Origin of the sequence: Enterobacter sp. 198, assembly GCF_009025585.1 — a bacterium.
Classification (GTDB): Bacteria; Pseudomonadota; Gammaproteobacteria; order Enterobacterales; family Enterobacteriaceae; genus Enterobacter; species Enterobacter ludwigii.
Genome location: NZ_WCIM01000015.1, coordinates 162527 through 179468, shown reverse-complemented (window position 1 = coordinate 179468; position 16942 = coordinate 162527). Strand labels below are relative to the sequence as shown.

Sequence of the window (16942 nt, the reverse complement as noted above, 5' to 3'; positions counted from 1 at the left end):
AAAAACTCATGAGCGAAACGGCCACCTGGCAGCCGAGCGCATCCATCCCCAACCTGCTAAAACGCGCTGCAATTATGGCGGAGATCCGCCGCTTCTTTGCCGACCGCGGCGTCCTTGAGGTGGAAACCCCGTGCATGAGTCAGGCAACGGTAACGGATATTCATCTGGTCCCGTTTGAAACCCGTTTTGTTGGTCCTGGCCACTCACAGGGCATGAATTTGTATCTGATGACCAGCCCGGAATACCACATGAAACGCCTGCTGGCGGCAGGCTGTGGCCCGGTCTATCAGCTGTGCCGCAGTTTCCGTAATGAAGAGATGGGGCGTCACCACAATCCGGAATTCACCATGCTGGAGTGGTACCGTCCGCATTATGATATGTACCGCCTGATGAACGAGGTGGACGATCTGCTGCAGCAGGTGCTGGAGTGCTCAGAAGCGGAAACGCTCTCTTATCAGCAGGTTTTCCAGCGTTACCTGGAAATTGATCCGCTCTCTGCGGATAAAGCGCAGCTGCGCGAAGTGGCGGCAAAACTGGATCTGAGCAACGTGGCAGATACCGAAGAAGACCGCGACACGCTGCTGCAACTGCTCTTCACCTTTGGCGTTGAACCGCAAATTGGCAAAGACCGGCCGACGTTTGTATATCACTTCCCGGCAAGCCAGGCTTCGCTGGCGCAGATCAGCACCGAAGATCACCGCGTGGCGGAGCGTTTTGAGGTCTATTACAAAGGTATCGAGCTGGCGAACGGCTTCCACGAACTGACCGACGCACGCGAACAGCAGCAGCGTTTTGAGCAGGATAACCGCAAGCGTGCGGCACGTGGTCTGCCGCAGCAGCCCATTGATACCCATCTGCTGGAAGCATTGAAAGCGGGCCTGCCGGACTGCTCCGGCGTGGCGCTGGGCGTTGATCGTCTGGTGATGCTGGCGCTGGGTGCAGAACAGCTGGGCGAAGTGATCGCGTTTACGGTCGATCGCGCATAACGCACCGTATTGCCGGGTAGCGCTGTCGCTTACCCGGCTCACCTCTGATGTCAATTAACCTTTCCATTTCCGCACGACAACATTAAAAACTGCCACATTCTCTGTACGCAGGTCTTTTTCTTAATTTGCCCCTAATAGCCACAATATTAGTCTGGTCTTCTGCTACCATCCGCGCAGTTTAACTTTCTTTGGATGGCGCTATGTCCCAGTCACTTAAAAAGATGACCCTCACCGGGCTCATCCTGATGATTTTCACCTCCGTCTTTGGCTTTGCCAACAGCCCGTCGGCTTTCTATCTGATGGGCTACAGCGCAACGCCGTTCTACATCGTCTCGGCCCTGTTTTTCTTCATACCGTTTGCGCTGATGATGGCGGAAATGGGGGCGGCGTACCGCAAAGAAGAGGGCGGGATCTATTCCTGGATGAACAACAGCATCGGCCCGCGCTACGCGTTTATCGGCACGTTTATGTGGTTCTCCTCGTATGTGGTCTGGATGGTCAGTACGGCGGCCAAGGTCTGGGTACCGTTTTCGACGTTTGTTTTCGGCAGCGATCACACTCAGGTCTGGTCTTTGGCCGGTCTGAGCTCCACGCAGGTGGTCGGGATTCTGGCCGTCTGCTGGATGGTGGTTGTAACGCTGGTGGCGTCTAAGGGCATCAACAAAATTGCCCGCATTACCGCCGTGGGTGGGATCTCGGTGATGTGCCTGAACCTGGTGTTGCTGCTGGTCAGCATTGCCATTCTGTGCCTGAACGGCGGACATTTCGCTCAGGAGGTGAACTTCGTTTCCTCGCCCAACCCCAGCTATCAGTCCGGGCTCGCTATGCTCTCCTTTGTGGTGTTTGCCATTTTTGCGTACGGCGGTATTGAGGCGGTGGGCGGCCTGGTCGACAAGACCGAGAACCCGGAAAAGAACTTTGCGAAAGGCATTATTTTTGCCGCGATAGTTATCTCCATTGGCTATTCGCTAGCAATTTTCCTCTGGGGTGTCAGCACCAACTGGCAGCAGGTACTCAGCAACAACACCACTAACCTGGGCAACATAACCTATGTGCTGATGAAAAGCCTGGGGATGACGCTGGGACAAGCGATGAATCTGACACCGGAAGCGGCGGCAACGATGGGCGTCTGGTTTGCACGCATCACCGGCTTGTCCATGTTCCTTGCCTATACCGGCGCGTTTTTCACGCTGATTTACTCTCCGTTGAAAGCGATAATTCAGGGCACGCCAAAAGCGCTGTGGCCTGCACGCATGACGCAACTGAATACCGCAGGTATGCCCGCCAACGCCATGTGGATGCAGTGCCTGCTGGTCAGCGTGTTCATTTTGCTGGTGTCGTTTGGTGGGGATACCGCGTCAGCGTTTTATAACAAGCTGACCCTGATGGCGAACGTGTCGATGACGCTGCCTTATCTCTTTCTGAGCCTGGCCTTCCCGTTCTTTAAGGCGAAGGAGGATCTTGAGCGTCCGTTTGTGATTTTCAAAACGCGCGCCGCCACGCTGCTGGCAACCACGGTGGTGGTGCTGGTAGTGGCATTCGCCAACATCTTTACCGTTATTCAGCCGGTGATTGAGGCGAATGACTGGAGTAGCGCACTGTGGATGGTGGGCGGCCCGGTCTTCTTCTCACTGCTGGCGATGGGGATTTATGAGAATTACCGCCGACATTCTGTGGCGTTGCTGACGGAAGTGGCGTAGCGGTCAAACATTCCCCTCCCGGAAGGGAGGGGAGAAGGGTTACAGACTTCCTGCCGGGCGTGTGCGCGCCGCTGACGTTAACGTTCTTCCCGTTTTGCGCCCGTCCAGGCTTTCCAGACGCATCTGGAACGGTGGGAACGGCATATCAATGCCGTGCTCACGGAACCCTGCCAGAATCAGCTGGTGGATCTCATGACGCAGTGGCATACGGTGTCCCATTTCGGCGGCGTAAATACGCAGTTCGAAAATCTGGATCCCCTGTTGTAAATCCACCAGGAACACTTCCGGCGCCGGGTTGTCGATCACAAATGAACAGCGCTCCGCGGCGGTGTAGAGGATCTGAGTGACCTCTTCGCTGTTGGCATCCGACGGCGCAGGTACCGTCAGCACCACACGCGTGACGGAGTCTGACAGCGACCAGTTGATAAACTGCTCGGTAATAAACGCCTTGTTCGGCACGATGATCTCTTTACGGTCCCAGTCGCTGATCGTGGTGGCGCGCGTGTTGATCCTGGTGATACTGCCGGTCAAGTCGCGGATCGTTACCGTATCGCCAATACGAATCGGTTTTTCGAACAGAATAATCAGGCCAGAGATAAAGTTGGCGAAGATCTCCTGTAAGCCAAACCCTAACCCCACACCAAGTGCCGCCACCAGCCACTGCAGTTTCGACCATTCAATACCAATCATTGAGAAGCCGACCAGCCCGCCAAACAGCATGATCAGATATTTGGTGATGGTGGTAATTGCATATCCCGTCCCCGGGGTTAAATCGAGATGCTGCAGCAGGGCCAGCTCCAGCAGCGCCGGGAAGTTACGCACCAGCTGGGTGGTGATGATCAACACCAGAATGGCAATCAACACCGCGCCTAAGGTAATCGGCTCCAGGCTCTCCACACCTTGTACCGTGGACGTTACGTCCCACAGAGAGATGTTTTCCAGGAAGCCAAACGCGGAGTGAATTTCCGACCACAGGAAGATCACCGACAGCAGGGCAATCAGCATCAGGATGGAGCGTACCAGTCGCAGGGATTGGGTACTGATGGCATCCAGATCCAGCTCGACTTCGTCAGCTTCCGTCGTGCCTTCTGTGCTGTTGACATGGTTTGGCTCTTCCTCGCCACGCGCACGCTGGGCGAGGATCTCTGCCCGCCGGTGCTTGGCACGGTCGAACGCCAGACGGCGGCGCTGGATCAGCATCCAGCGGCGTATCACGTGATACACCACCAGAAGCAGGAACCAGATCGCCACCGAGGTTTCAAGCCTCGCCAGCAGCGCCTTGGCGGTCGCCAGGTAACCCACCGTCGCTGCCAGCATGGCAATCAGCGGTGCGCTCAGCAGCAGGTTCCAGAGCAGCCGGTTGAACATGTTGTCGCCGTTACCGGATTTATCCAGATAGAGCGGAATACCGGCGCGTTTCAGGCTGAGCGTGACAATTGCCAGCGCCCCGCATATCAGCATAAAGCAGAGGCGGCCCAGCGACCCTGAGAATTCCCGGTCATTGAGTTTATCGAACATGATCAGCGCCATAATCAGCGGCACAATCAGTCCGATGCTCATCAGGTAGTAACGCATGGCGCGTGCAACGCGATTACGCGGCCAGCCGAAGTGAGCGATGAACAAACCGTTGGGCCGCGCGAACGTGGCGCAAATCATTACCACCCACAGCAGTGGCACCGTGGCAGTGACGCCATCGCCAATGGCCACCGCGAGCGGGTAGGGCCAGGCTTCCCGCAGGCCATATCCAAGCGTCATCCACAGCACCGGTAGCGGTGAGGCGACGAGAATCGACCAGAAGACGGTGCGTAACGTCAGCCAGAAGTGATCCTGCGTAACTTTCCCCACCCGGGCGCTGGAGCGCTCCAGGAATCGGGTGAAATACCGGCGCGAGTAAATGCTGAAGCCCACCAGAATCAGCGCGGCCAGCAGCGGGAAAATGGTCTCTTTACTGGTGAGCATCATCACGCTGGCCTGGCCCAGCTGGCTGAAGGTATCCAGCGAAATAAGGCGGCGCAGATCCTGAACAATCTCAATCGGCCACGAGAAGGTCATCGGCCGCACGTCGGAGGTCCAGAAGAGATAACGGTGCGTTGCCTCATTCACCTCTTTCAGCGCATCTTCCAGTTGGCTATTAGAGACCTTCAGCTTGGTCAGTTCCAGAATCAGCGTATCCCCGCCCTGGAGCAGGGAGTTCAGCAGTTCACGCTGGGTACGCAACTGGGCTTCCAGAATGCGGTTCTGCTCGCTGGTCAGCGGCTGTCCGTCAGCCTGACGGATCTGGCGGATTTGCGGCTGTTTGTTGAGCAGATCCTCAAAGTGCAGTCGCTGCACGCGCAGCTGAGCCATTTCTGTATCCAGCTGTTGCGGTTTGGGCATTTCCGGCAGGCGTGAGACCTGCGCGCGTAACGCCTCACCCAGCAGGTTTGATGACCCTAGCCACTGGGACTGCTCACGCAACGTGTTAAGCGCCTGGCGGACCTGCAGGGTTTGATTGGTAGCCTGACGCTGTTGCGAGGCCACCAGATCCATACGCTGCGCCTGTTGGTTCAGCGCCGCAGAGAGCTCGCGGTTGACCTTAAACTGCTCAACGATGCCGCTGGGCAGGTTAGCGCTGTTTTCCGCCAGCAGTTCGGTGCTTTCAAGCGCACGCTCGGCTTCGCGCTGCCGCTGGCTGTTAAGCTGATTACGCAGGGCCTGCAGATATGCATCCAGCTGTTCGCTCTGCTTCTGCGCCAGCTCAGAGCGCATCCGCGACAGCTCCTGGCGGTTATTGGCGGACAGCTGCGCCAGCTCCAGTTCATCGACAAGGGCTTTGAGGCGAGCAGATTCGGCCTGCAGCCCCAGATTCTGCGCCTGCGCTTGCGGCGTGTTGCCGCTTTGCGTGCCAACGCGACGCTCAACTTCATTAAGCTGGCGGCGGGCATCGGTTTGCTGCTGGGGAAGCTGGCTGAGCGAGTCGGCAATTTCACGCGCCCGCTCCTGCTCCTGCTGAGCCAGACGGCTCTTTTCCAGAAGCTGGCTGCTGACCTGGAGGATCTCCTGATTCAGCGCATCAGAAGACATGTCCGCCGGTATATCGCGCGGTTCATCACGCAGATTACTGAGCTGCGAGCGCAGCGTTTGCGAGAGTTTCGGGAAGTTGTCGATAACCTGCTGATATTGCTGCGCACGCTCAAGGGAGCCTTTTCGCTCCGCAAGCGCGTTCAGGGCGGACTGGAGCGACTCAACGGTCTCTGGCTGAGCGGGTTTTGCCGCTTTTGCCTGCTCCAGTTCCTGGGTTATCTGTTTTGCGTCGGGGGCTGTCGCTGCGTACGCCCCCATGCTGAGGCACCAGGCCATCAGTAGAACGATAATCGGGCGCACGTCAGCGATCCTTCTGTTATTAGCCTTCGTCTTTTTTGTCGTCAACCAGCGGGCTGGCGTCGTGCTCGGCGTCGATCTCTTCTTGGGACAACGGTGCAGGTTCTGCCACCGGCGTTACGAAGGTTTCGGTAGAGACGGCCAGCGGCTGACCCAGTTTGGTGACCGACAGGCTTTCAAGCTGTTCGGCCAGCTTAACTTTACCCGGTGCAAACAGGTTGATAACGGTTGATCCCAGCTTGAAGCGACCCATCTCCTGACCTTTCAGCAGGGCGACAGAGCCTTCTTCTTCACCGGCAGGCCAGGTCCAGCGCTTGATCACGCCTTCACGTGGTGGGGTGATGGTGCCAGCCCAGACGGTTTCAATGCTGCCGACAATGGTCGCGCCCACGAGAATCTGCGCCATAGGGCCGAATTCAGTATCAAACAGGCAAATGACGCGTTCGTTACGGGCGAACAGGTTAGGTACGTTCTGCGCCGTGAGGTGGTTCACGGAGAACAGATCGCCCGGAACGTAGATCATTTCACGCAGGATGCCGTTGCACGGCATGTGCACGCGGTGATAGTCGCGCGGTGAGAGATAGGTGGTCGCGAAGGTCCCGTTACGGAACAGATCCGCCATCAGGTAGTTACCTGCCAGCAACGCTTCCAGGCTGTAGTTATGGCCTTTCGCCTGCAGGATTTTGTCGTCTTCGATGTGACCCAGTTGGCTAATCACGCCATCTGCAGGCATCACCAGCACGTTAGGGTCCGTATTCAGCGGGCGCACGTCGTCGCGCAGTGGGCGGACGAAAAACTCGTTGAAGGTGCGGTAGCTGGCGGTATCCGGCTTCTGCGCCTCTTTCATGTCGACCTTGTAATATTTTACGAAAAGGTCGATGACCAGTTTGGTCAGCCAGCCCGCTCGTTTGCTCGCGCCCCAGCCCGCCAGGCGAGTGAGCCACAGTTTCGGCAGAATGTATTGAAGCGAAAGTTTAAATGAGTTTAACAAGGTAGCCTCCAGGCCATTGTTTTGTCGTTCCTGATCCGGCCGCAAAGCGCCGGAACCTGAAAAAAGGGGACGATTTTAGCGATGCTTAGCTTAGTTGTCAGTTATCAGAATCAGAAAAGTTTTTACGCGTTTTTACCTGATCCATGCTCTCGAGAATGCGGTGGTAGTTTTCAAAGCGGGTCTCCGCTATTTCGCCTTTCTCGACCGCTTCACGGATAGCGCAGCCCGGGTCATTGTCATGTTTACAGTCGCGGTATTTGCAAGCACCTAAATAATCATGGAATTCGACAAATCCGTTGAAGATTTGTTCCGGCTCAAGGTGCCACAAACCGAATTCACGCACGCCCGGGGAGTCAATGACATCGCCGCCGTGCGGGAAGTGATACAGGCGTGACGCGGTCGTGGTGTGCTGGCCCAAGCCAGAAACATCAGACACATCGTTGGTCACGATCTCTTGCTGGAGGCCGAGAAGGTTGTTCAGCAGGCTCGATTTGCCCACACCGGACTGTCCCGCAAAGATGCTGATGCGATCGGTAAGCGCCTCTTCAAGCGGTTTCAGACCATCTTTGGTATAGCTGGAAACCATCAGAACGCGATACCCGATGTTACGGTAGATATCCATCTGCTCGTTGACGAAGTTCATACCGTCTTCATCGAGCAGATCGATTTTGTTGAGTACGATGATCGGTTCAACCTGCAGCGTTTCACAGGCGACAAGGTATCGGTCGATAATATTGAGCGAAAGTTCGGGCAAAATCGCCGAGACGATAACGATCTGGTTAATGTTGGCTGCGATAGGTTTAACCCCGTCGTAGAAATCGGGACGGGTCAGTACCGACGTACGCGCGTGGACCGCCTCAACGATGCCTTTTACCGTGACGCCTTCCGCCGCTTCTTTACCCGGGCGCCAGACCACGCGATCGCCGGTCACCAGAGAACGAATCGTCCGGCGGATGTTGCAGCGGTGAATCTCACCGTTGGCGGATTCCACGTCGGCGTGCATACCGAAACGGCTGATGACGATGCCTTCCATCGGTTCGCCAAACAGGTTGTCGTCGTAATCGACCTTCTCCGAAGTGGTTTTAAGACGGCGCTGGTGATTGGCATTCACACGGCGCTGCTGCCCTTTGGAGAGTTTATTTTTACTCAATCGCGCTGGCTCCTGGTCGCCCGTAAGGGGCAAAACCTCTATGATACACTCTAATTAATACTAGTTAACCTGCTACAGCCGGTTATGCGAGAAGGGTGGAAAATAACATGAGCGCGGATGAAAACAACCTGATTTGGATCGATCTTGAAATGACCGGGCTGGATCCCGAGCGCGATCGCATTATTGAGATTGCAACCCTGGTGACCGATGCCAACCTGAATATTCTGGCGGAAGGGCCGACTATCGCGGTTCATCAGTCCGACGACCAGCTTGCGTTAATGGATGAGTGGAACGTGCGCACCCACACGGGGAGCGGGCTGGTGGAGCGCGTTAAGGCGAGCACCATGGGCGATCGCGAGGCGGAGCTGGCAACGCTTGAGTTTCTGAAACAGTGGGTTCCGGCGGGCAAATCACCTATCTGCGGTAACAGCATCGGTCAGGATCGCCGTTTTCTGTTTAAGTACATGCCGGAGCTGGAATCTTACTTCCATTACCGCTATCTGGATGTGAGCACCCTGAAAGAGCTGGCGCGTCGCTGGAAACCGGAAATCCTGGATGGCTTTAAAAAGCAGGGAACGCATCAGGCCATGGACGATATCCGTGAGTCCGTGGCCGAACTGGCGTATTATCGCGAGAACTTTATTAAGCTGTAATTCAGGCGGTTGCCGGGGGCGTTGCGCGTTACCCGGCCTACAGAACGCATGAATGGTGTAAAAACGTGCAAAGCGATGAATATTCCATCACTTGAACTGAATTTCACAAAAAACGCTTTTAGGGGGGTTGCAGCTAAACGGATTTCTCGTATAATGCGCCTCCCGTAACGACAGAGAAATACACGTTACGACAGCAACAAAAGCAGTGCAAATTTGCGGGAATAGCTCAGTTGGTAGAGCACGACCTTGCCAAGGTCGGGGTCGCGAGTTCGAGTCTCGTTTCCCGCTCCAAAATTTGAAAGTGCTTCCACAGCACGGACCACCCAAGCGGGAATAGCTCAGTTGGTAGAGCACGACCTTGCCAAGGTCGGGGTCGCGAGTTCGAGTCTCGTTTCCCGCTCCAAAATTTGAAAGTGCTTCCACAGCACGGACCACCCAAGCGGGAATAGCTCAGTTGGTAGAGCACGACCTTGCCAAGGTCGGGGTCGCGAGTTCGAGTCTCGTTTCCCGCTCCAAATTCTTATCATCTCCAGATTATCCACAGCGGAATGCTTCGTTGGGGACATTTTCTATTGCATCTGAAATACTCTTGTGAACAGAGTTATCCACAGAAGCCCTACTCAGTTACAGACCAGAAGAAAATTAGCAGGGTGAATAATATCTTCGTAACGTACTGAATTTAATGAAGTAAATTTCATTTCAAAATGTTATTTAGATCACTTGACCTCATTGCCAGCCCCGATGGCGCTTGAGTTTTTATTTTTATTCACAGGCTGTGAATATATCAAGCATCCCGAACAAGCCCTTTTTCAATCACTCTCACCAGCCGTTGTTTCTTCGGCAGCTGCACCTCGACAACGCAGGCATTGCGCTTCTCGATTTGCTGCGCAATCGCCCATTCTATGTGTTCATCAAGAAGTGGGTGCTCACCTCTGCGACTTTCGAGCGCCTGAATATTGGCTTCATCCCAGGGCGCATTGCCCAGCGCAACGGCGACATTTCGTAGCCAGCGCAGATGCCCAATACGCCGAATGGCGGATCCTTCGGTGACTTTCAGGAACCAGGCCTCACTCCAGGCGAAGAGCTCGATAAGCTGAGGCGCATGAAGCGCTTTACGAGGACTGAAATCGTCTTCATCCGTAAGCTGCGAGTAACGATTCCAGGGACAGATCAGCTGGCAGTCATCGCAGCCGTAGATACGGTTCCCGATAAGCGGACGGAATTCTTCCGGTATCGCCCCTTCGAGTTCAATGGTGAGATAGGAGATGCAGCGGCGCGCATCCACCGTATAAGGCTCAACGATGGCACCCGTCGGGCAGATGGTCATGCAGGCCACGCAGCGCCCGCAACCTTCCTCTACCGGACCATCTACCGGCAGCGGCAAATCTATGAGCAGTTCACCGAGGAAAAAGAACGATCCGGCGTCGCGGCTAAGGATAAGTGAGTGCTTACCTGTCCAGCCAAGCCCGGCTTTTTCTGCTATCGGGCGCTCAAGAACAGGCGCAGAGTCTACAAACGGTCTAAAATTCAGCGACACACAGTGCTGCTGAATAGTTTCCCCAAGTTTTTTTAAACGGTTACGCAGAAGCTTATGGTAATCACGGCCCAGGGCGTACCGGCTGACGTAACCGAGAGCGGGATTTTTTAACGTGCGAGCAAACGCCGCGTTGGCGGGCAGGTAGTTCATGCGTACGCTGATGACGCGTAATGTACCAGGCAACAGCTCGTGTGGGCGGGCACGCATCATGCCATGACGCGCCATCCACTCCATTTCGCCATGGTATTGTTTATCCAGCCATGCCTGCAGTTTCGGCTCGCTGGCGGAGAGGTCGGTATCGGTGATACCCACCTTCTGGAAGCCAAGCTCAGCACCCCACTGTTTAATTTTTTGCGCTAATTCATTGAGATCGAGGGGCTGTGACATGACGGACCATACTGTGAAGAAAAACCCCGAAAGTATACCACATTCCATCTGGCATGCGGATGACCTCCGGCACGCCGAAAAAGAGGCCGCAGACAGCCTCGGCATTACCCTGTATGAACTGATGCAACGCGCGGGCGAAGCGGCGTTTAACGTTGCCCGCGCGGCTTACCCTGAATCGTCGCACTGGCTGATTTTATGCGGACACGGCAATAACGGCGGTGACGGTTATGTCGTCGCCCGCCTGGCGGTTGCCGCCGGGATCCACGTGACGTTGCTGGCGCAGGAGAGCGATAAACCGCTGCCAGAAGAGGCCAGCGCGGCGCGGGAAGCCTGGCTGAACGCGGGCGGTGTTATTCATGCCACCGATATCGTCTGGCCGGAAGAGATTGATGTGATTATTGATGGCCTGCTGGGCACCGGACTACGCAGTGCGCCGCGCGACCCGGTTGCCACCCTGATTGCACGTGCCAATGCCCACAGCGCGCCGGTGGTGGCCCTGGATATACCTTCTGGCCTGATGGCGCAAACCGGCACGACGCCGGGCGCGGTGATTCAGGCCGCGCACACCGTTGCCTTTATCGCCCTGAAACCGGGGCTGCTTACCGGTAAAGCGCGGGATGTCACGGGAACGTTGCACCATAACGCACTGGGGCTGGAGAGCTGGCTTGCCGGACAGGAAACCCACGTTTCGCGCGTTGATGCTTCGCTGCTGGCACAGTGGCTACCGCCGCGCCGCCCGACGTCCCATAAAGGCGATCACGGCAGGCTGGTGATCATTGGAGGTGACCACGGCACGGCGGGGGCTATCCGCATGACGGGGGAAGCGGCATTGCGTTGTGGTGCCGGTTTAGTGCGGGTGCTGACGCGCATCGAAAATAGTGCGCCAATTATTACGGCCCGTCCGGAGCTGATGGTGCATGAATTGACGCCGCAGTCGCTTGAAGAGAGTCTCGAATGGGCGGATGTCGTGGTCATTGGCCCGGGGCTTGGGCAGCAGGCCTGGGGGAAACAGGCCCTGCAGAAGGTCGAGAATTTTCGTAAACCGATGCTGTGGGATGCCGACGCGCTGAACCTTCTGGCAATCAATCCTGATAAGCGTCACAATCGCATTCTGACGCCGCACCCCGGCGAAGCCGCGCGCCTGCTTAACTGCAGCGTGGCAGAAATTGAAAGCGATCGCTTACTTTCTGCCCGGCGTCTGGTAAAACGTTACGGAGGTGTTGCCGTTCTGAAAGGGGCAGGAACCGTTGTCGCCAGCGACGAGGCACTGGGCATTGTCGATGCCGGAAATGCGGGCATGGCGAGCGGCGGAATGGGCGATGTGCTTTCCGGCATCATTGGCGCATTGCTTGGACAGAAACTTCCCCTTTATGATGCAGCCTGCGCTGGCTGCGTGGCCCATGGTGTCGCGGCGGATAAGCTGGCGGCACGTTACGGTACACGCGGAATGCTGGCCACCGATCTTTTTTGCACGCTACGGCGTGTTGTTAACCCGGATGTGATTGACGTAGAAAATGACTAATCGAGCGATTTCTTTACCTGATGAACAAGCCACTTTAGATCTTGGCAAACGCGTGGCACAGGCCTGTCAGGGGGCAACCGTCATTTATCTGTATGGTGATTTAGGTGCGGGTAAAACCACCTTCAGCCGGGGTTTTCTGCAGGCGTTAGGCCATAAAGGCAATGTGAAAAGCCCAACCTACACGCTGGTAGAACCGTACACCCTTGAAAATCTCATGGTGTACCACTTTGATTTATACCGCCTTGCGGATCCCGAGGAGCTGGAATTTATGGGGATCCGTGATTATTTTGCCAATGATGCCATCTGCCTGGTGGAGTGGCCGCAACAAGGTGCGGGTGTGTTGCCTGACCCGGATGTCGAAATTCACTTAGATTACCAGGCACAAGGGCGTGAGGCACGCATCAGTGCTGTTTCCTCATCAGGTAGTTCCTTACTGGCGCGTCTGGCCGGTTAAGCGTAGGGATGACGGGATGATTAGTCGCGTTAAAGGTTGGTTATTGGCTGCCACGGTGCTGCTGTGCGCGCAGGCCGGGGCGGCAAGCCTGTCGGATATTCAGGTGTCGAACGGCGAAAGCCAGGCCAGGATCACATTCAGCTTTATGGGCGATCCGGAATATGCTTTTTCACAGCCAGACAGCCACAGCGTGGCGCTGGATATCAAACAAACCGGGGTTATCCAGGGGTTACCGCTCCAGTTCAGCGGCAATAATCTGGTTAAAAGCATTCGTTCCGGCTCGCCAAAAGATAGCCAGTCATTGCGTCTGGTGGTCGACCTAACCGAAAAGGGTAAAACCAGAGCGGTTAAACAGCAAAACGGTGCGAATTATACGGTGGTCTTTACCATCAACGCTGACGCCCCTCCGCCGCCTCCGCCTCCACCTGTGGTGGCGAAACGCGTGGAAGAGCCGGTTTATACCCCGCGCCCATCTGAACCGGCACGTAATCCGTTTAAAACGGACAGCGACCGCATTACCAGCGTTACCAGCAGCAATACCGTGACGCGGCCGGCGGCCAGCGCACGTCGCGCGGTCAGCGGTGATAAAGTGATTATCGCCATCGATGCGGGGCACGGCGGTCAGGATCCCGGCGCAATTGGCCCGGGCGGTACGCGGGAGAAAAATGTCACCATCGCGGTTGCCCGTAAGCTGCGGACGCTGCTAAACGACGATCCTATGTTTAAAGGCGTGCTGACGCGCGACGGCGATTACTTTATCTCGGTGATGGGCCGCTCGGATGTGGCACGTAAGCAAAATGCCAATTTCCTGGTGTCCATTCATGCGGATGCCGCGCCAAACCGTAACGCCACGGGAGCCTCAGTGTGGGTGCTGTCAAACCGTCGGGCGAACAGTGAAATGGCAAACTGGCTTGAAGAGCACGAGAAACAGTCCGAACTGTTAGGTGGGGCGGGTGATGTGCTGGCAAACAGCCAGGCCGATCCGTATCTCAGCCAGGCGGTGCTGGATTTACAATTCGGTCATTCCCAGCGCGTCGGGTATGATGTCGCCACAAATGTATTGAATCAGCTGCAGGGCATCGGGTCATTGCACAAGCGCCGTCCGGAGCATGCGAGCCTTGGCGTTCTGCGATCGCCGGATATTCCATCGATTCTGGTGGAAACAGGCTTTATCAGTAATAACGCTGAAGAACGCCTGCTGGGCAGCGACAGCTATCAGCAGCAAATTGCCGAAGCGATCTATAACGGTCTGCGTAAATACTTTGATGCGCATCCGCTGCAGTCCGCGCCACAGGGCGGTGCCGCCCAGACGGCCAGCGCAGCGCAGCCAGGTGAGATGACCGCGACCAACTAAGGAGAATTCATGCCGATTCAGGTTCTACCGCCGCAGCTCGCGAACCAAATCGCCGCCGGTGAGGTGGTGGAGCGCCCTGCATCGGTGGTGAAGGAGCTGGTAGAAAACAGCCTTGATGCGGGGGCCACCCGCATTGATATTGATATCGAACGCGGCGGCGCAAAGCTGATTCGCATTCGTGACAACGGCTGTGGAATTAAAAAAGACGAGCTGGCGTTAGCGCTGGCGCGTCATGCCACCAGTAAAATTGCCTCTCTTGATGACCTGGAAGCGATCATCAGCCTCGGTTTTCGCGGGGAAGCGCTGGCCAGTATCAGCTCCGTTTCCCGTCTCACGCTCACCTCCCGTACCGCTGAACAGCAGGAAGCCTGGCAGGCGTACGCCGAAGGGCGTGATATGGACGTGACGATTAAACCAGCGGCGCATCCGGTCGGTACGACGCTGGAAGTGCTGGATCTGTTTTATAACACCCCCGCCCGACGCAAGTTTATGCGTACCGAAAAAACCGAGTTTGGGCATATCGATGAGATCATTCGTCGCATTGCCCTGGCGCGGTTTGACGTGACCATTAACCTTAGCCATAACGGCAAAGTCATGCGCCAGTACCGCGCCGTGGCGGAAGGTGGGCAAAAAGAGCGCCGCTTGGGCGCTATCTGCGGCGTACCGTTCCTCGAGCACGCGCTGGCCATTGAGTGGCAGCATGGCGATCTGGCCATGCGCGGCTGGGTGGCTGACCCCAACGCGAGCAGCGCCGCCTTCGCTGAGATCCAGTATTGCTACGTGAACGGCCGCATGATGCGTGACCGCCTCATCAACCACGCCATTCGTCAGGCCTGTGAAGATAAACTGGGCGCAGATCAGCAACCGGCGTTTGTGCTCTATCTAGAAATCGATCCACACCAGGTGGACGTTAACGTCCATCCTGCCAAGCATGAAGTGCGGTTCCACCAGTCACGTCTGGTGCATGATTTTATCTATCAGGGCGTGCTGAGCGTATTGCAACAGCAGGCTGAACCGACGCTGCCGCTGGAAAAAGAAGAACCCGCCCCGCGCGCGTTTCCGGAAAACCGTGTTGCAGCGGGCCGGAACCATTTTGCTGAACCTGCCGTGGCGCGTGAGCCGGATGCCCCGCGTTTCTCTGCTGCGGGTAGCACACCGCGCCCAACGGGAGCGAACTATCCAAACGCCCAGCCTGGCTATCAAAAACAGCAGGGAGCGTTGTACCGCAAATTGCTGGAAACCCCCGCGGTGGAGCGCAAAGCGCCTGTCGCGGTACCAGCGCCTTCGCTGGACGGCCACAGCCAGAGTTTTGGCCGGGTTCTGACGATTATTGCACCGGATATGGCGCTGCTGGAGCGCGAAGGCCACGTGATGCTTCTGGCATTGCCGGTGGCGGAACGCTGGCTTAAACAAGTGCAGCTTACTCCGGGTGAAAACGCGGCCTGTGCACAACCGCTGCTGATCCCCGTTCGGCTAAAAATATCCCCTGAAGAAACAGGGGTACTGCGTCGCGCAGAGGCCCTGTTGGCGCAGATGGGCATTGAAATGGTGCTCGAACCACAACATGTGACCATTCGCGCAGTGCCTTTACCCTTACGCCAACAAAATTTACAAAACTTGATTCCTGAACTGATAGGCTACCTGGCGCAGCAAACGTCGTTTGATGCCGCCAACACCGCGCAGTGGATCGCCCGCCATCTGGCAAGCGAACATACGCCGTGGAGTATGGCGCAGGCCATTAGCGTGCTGGCGGAGGTTGAACGCCTTTGTCCGCATCTGGTGAAGACACCGCCAGGTGGGTTATTACAACCTGTTGATTTACAAACGGCGATGAATGCCCTGAAACATGATTGACGTAAGCAAGGCGAGCCTGCCAAAGGCGATTTTTTTAATGGGCCCCACGGCCTCCGGCAAAACGGCACTGGCCATTGAGTTGCGTAAAGTTTTGCCTGTAGAGTTGATTAGTGTCGATTCTGCCCTTATCTACCGAGGGATGGACATCGGCACGGCGAAGCCTGACGCAGACGAACTGCGCGCGGCACCGCATCGTTTGCTGGATATTCTCGACCCGGCTCAGGCATACTCCGCAGCGGATTTCCGCCGCGATGCGTTAGCCGAGATGGCCGAGATAACGGCGGCGGGACGTATACCGCTGTTGGTCGGCGGAACCATGCTTTATTTCAAGGCGTTGCTGGAGGGGCTTTCACCTCTGCCATCAGCGGATCCGGAAGTAAGAGCAAAAATTGAGCAGCAGGCGGCAGAGCAGGGATGGGACGTTTTGCATAAGCAACTGGCCGAGATTGACCCGGTTGCCGCAGCACGGATCCATCCAAATGATCCGCAAAGGCTTTCCCGGGCACTGGAAGTTTTTTTCATTTCGGGTAAAACTTTAACGGAACTGACGCAAACGTCAGGAGACGCTCTGCCGTATCAGGTGCATCAGTTCGCCATCGCCCCGGCGAGCCGTGAACTGCTCCATCAACGAATTGAGCAGCGTTTTCATCAGATGTTAGCTTCAGATTTTGAAGCAGAAGTGCGGGCGCTATTTGCCCGTGGAGATTTGCATACGGATATGCCTTCCGTTCGTTGTGTGGGATACCGCCAGATGTGGTTATATCTTGAAGGCGAGATTTCATATGATGAAATGGTTTATCGAGGTGTTTGCGCCACGAGACAGTTAGCGAAGCGCCAGATCACCTGGTTGCGCGGTTGGGACGGTGTTCACTGGTTAGACAGTGAAAAACCGCAACAGGCGTTAAACGAAGTGATTGAGGTTGTTGGTGATATCGCTCACTGAATGTGTACAATTGAGTCGTATCGTGCGCAATTTTTCAGAATCGCAAGGTTC

General features: G+C 56.2%; 12 protein-coding genes and 3 tRNA genes. 11 read left to right on the top strand and 4 right to left on the bottom strand.

Annotated elements, in window-relative coordinates; all coding sequences use genetic code 11:
• Positions 1–8 precede the first annotated feature (8 nt).
• Both epmA and yjeM read left to right on the top strand, forming a co-directional pair.
• The gene (gene epmA, locus F8561_RS07670; protein ID WP_020882955.1) at positions 9–986 is read left to right on the top strand and encodes an elongation factor P--(R)-beta-lysine ligase; all 978 of its coding nucleotides are present in this window, start codon (positions 9–11) and stop codon (positions 984–986) included.
• 200 nt (positions 987–1186) lie between these two features.
• Positions 1187–2686, top strand: a complete 1500-nt coding sequence (gene yjeM / locus F8561_RS07665; RefSeq protein WP_151887312.1) for a glutamate/gamma-aminobutyrate family transporter YjeM — start codon at positions 1187–1189, stop codon at positions 2684–2686.
• Between the two features lie 39 nt (positions 2687–2725).
• On the opposite strand, the gene mscM is transcribed toward yjeM, so the two are convergent.
• The 3 genes from mscM to rsgA all read right to left on the bottom strand — a co-directional run bounded on the left by mscM (position 2726) and on the right by rsgA (position 8187).
• Entirely contained in the window at positions 2726–6049 is a 3324-nt protein-coding gene (gene mscM / locus F8561_RS07660) for a miniconductance mechanosensitive channel MscM (protein WP_025206261.1), read from the bottom strand.
• A gap of 19 nt (positions 6050–6068) precedes the next feature.
• Entirely contained in the window at positions 6069–7037 is a 969-nt protein-coding gene (gene asd, locus F8561_RS07655; RefSeq protein WP_020882952.1) for an archaetidylserine decarboxylase, read from the bottom strand.
• A 97-nt stretch (positions 7038–7134) separates the two neighbouring features.
• Positions 7135–8187 (bottom strand): small ribosomal subunit biogenesis GTPase RsgA, encoded by a 1053-nt coding sequence (gene rsgA, locus F8561_RS07650; RefSeq protein WP_020882951.1) that lies wholly within the window; start codon positions 8185–8187, stop codon positions 7135–7137.
• Positions 8188–8294: 107 nt separating this feature from the next.
• Between rsgA and orn the strand changes: the two genes are divergently transcribed.
• The 4 genes from orn to F8561_RS07630 all read left to right on the top strand — a co-directional run bounded on the left by orn (position 8295) and on the right by F8561_RS07630 (position 9355).
• Entirely contained in the window at positions 8295–8840 is a 546-nt protein-coding gene (orn, locus tag F8561_RS07645; RefSeq protein ID WP_013095280.1) for an oligoribonuclease, read from the top strand.
• A gap of 215 nt (positions 8841–9055) precedes the next feature.
• Positions 9056–9131 (top strand) — tRNA-Gly (locus tag F8561_RS07640).
• A gap of 36 nt (positions 9132–9167) precedes the next feature.
• A tRNA-Gly gene (locus F8561_RS07635) sits at positions 9168–9243 on the top strand.
• Between the two features lie 36 nt (positions 9244–9279).
• Positions 9280–9355 (top strand) — tRNA-Gly (locus tag F8561_RS07630).
• A 269-nt stretch (positions 9356–9624) separates the two neighbouring features.
• Here F8561_RS07630 and queG read toward each other — a convergent pair.
• Entirely contained in the window at positions 9625–10764 is a 1140-nt protein-coding gene (gene queG, locus F8561_RS07625; protein WP_020882949.1) for a tRNA epoxyqueuosine(34) reductase QueG, read from the bottom strand.
• On the opposite strand from queG, the gene nnr reads away from it, so the two are divergent.
• From nnr to miaA, 5 genes are read left to right on the top strand one after another with little or no spacing between them, the layout of a single operon-like run.
• The gene (gene nnr / locus F8561_RS07620) at positions 10763–12286 is read left to right on the top strand and encodes a bifunctional ADP-dependent NAD(P)H-hydrate dehydratase/NAD(P)H-hydrate epimerase (protein WP_151887311.1); all 1524 of its coding nucleotides are present in this window, start codon (positions 10763–10765) and stop codon (positions 12284–12286) included. The genes queG and nnr overlap by 2 nt on opposite strands.
• Positions 12279–12740 carry a tRNA (adenosine(37)-N6)-threonylcarbamoyltransferase complex ATPase subunit type 1 TsaE gene (gene tsaE, locus F8561_RS07615; protein ID WP_020882947.1) on the top strand — a complete coding sequence of 154 codons (462 nt, stop codon included), beginning with the start codon at positions 12279–12281 and terminating at the stop codon, positions 12738–12740. Before nnr ends, tsaE begins: the two co-directional genes overlap by 8 nt.
• A 16-nt stretch (positions 12741–12756) precedes the next feature.
• A complete protein-coding gene (amiB, locus tag F8561_RS07610) occupies positions 12757–14094 on the top strand; it encodes an N-acetylmuramoyl-L-alanine amidase AmiB (RefSeq protein ID WP_014168308.1) in 1338 nt (445 codons plus the stop codon).
• Between the two features lie 9 nt (positions 14095–14103).
• Positions 14104–15948, top strand: coding sequence for a DNA mismatch repair endonuclease MutL (gene mutL, locus F8561_RS07605; RefSeq protein ID WP_047743149.1), 1845 nt, complete (start codon positions 14104–14106; stop codon positions 15946–15948).
• Positions 15941–16891 carry a tRNA (adenosine(37)-N6)-dimethylallyltransferase MiaA gene (miaA, locus tag F8561_RS07600; RefSeq protein WP_151887310.1) on the top strand — a complete coding sequence of 317 codons (951 nt, stop codon included), beginning with the start codon at positions 15941–15943 and terminating at the stop codon, positions 16889–16891. The genes mutL and miaA overlap by 8 nt, the downstream gene beginning before the upstream one ends.
• Positions 16892–16942: the final 51 nt, after the last annotated feature.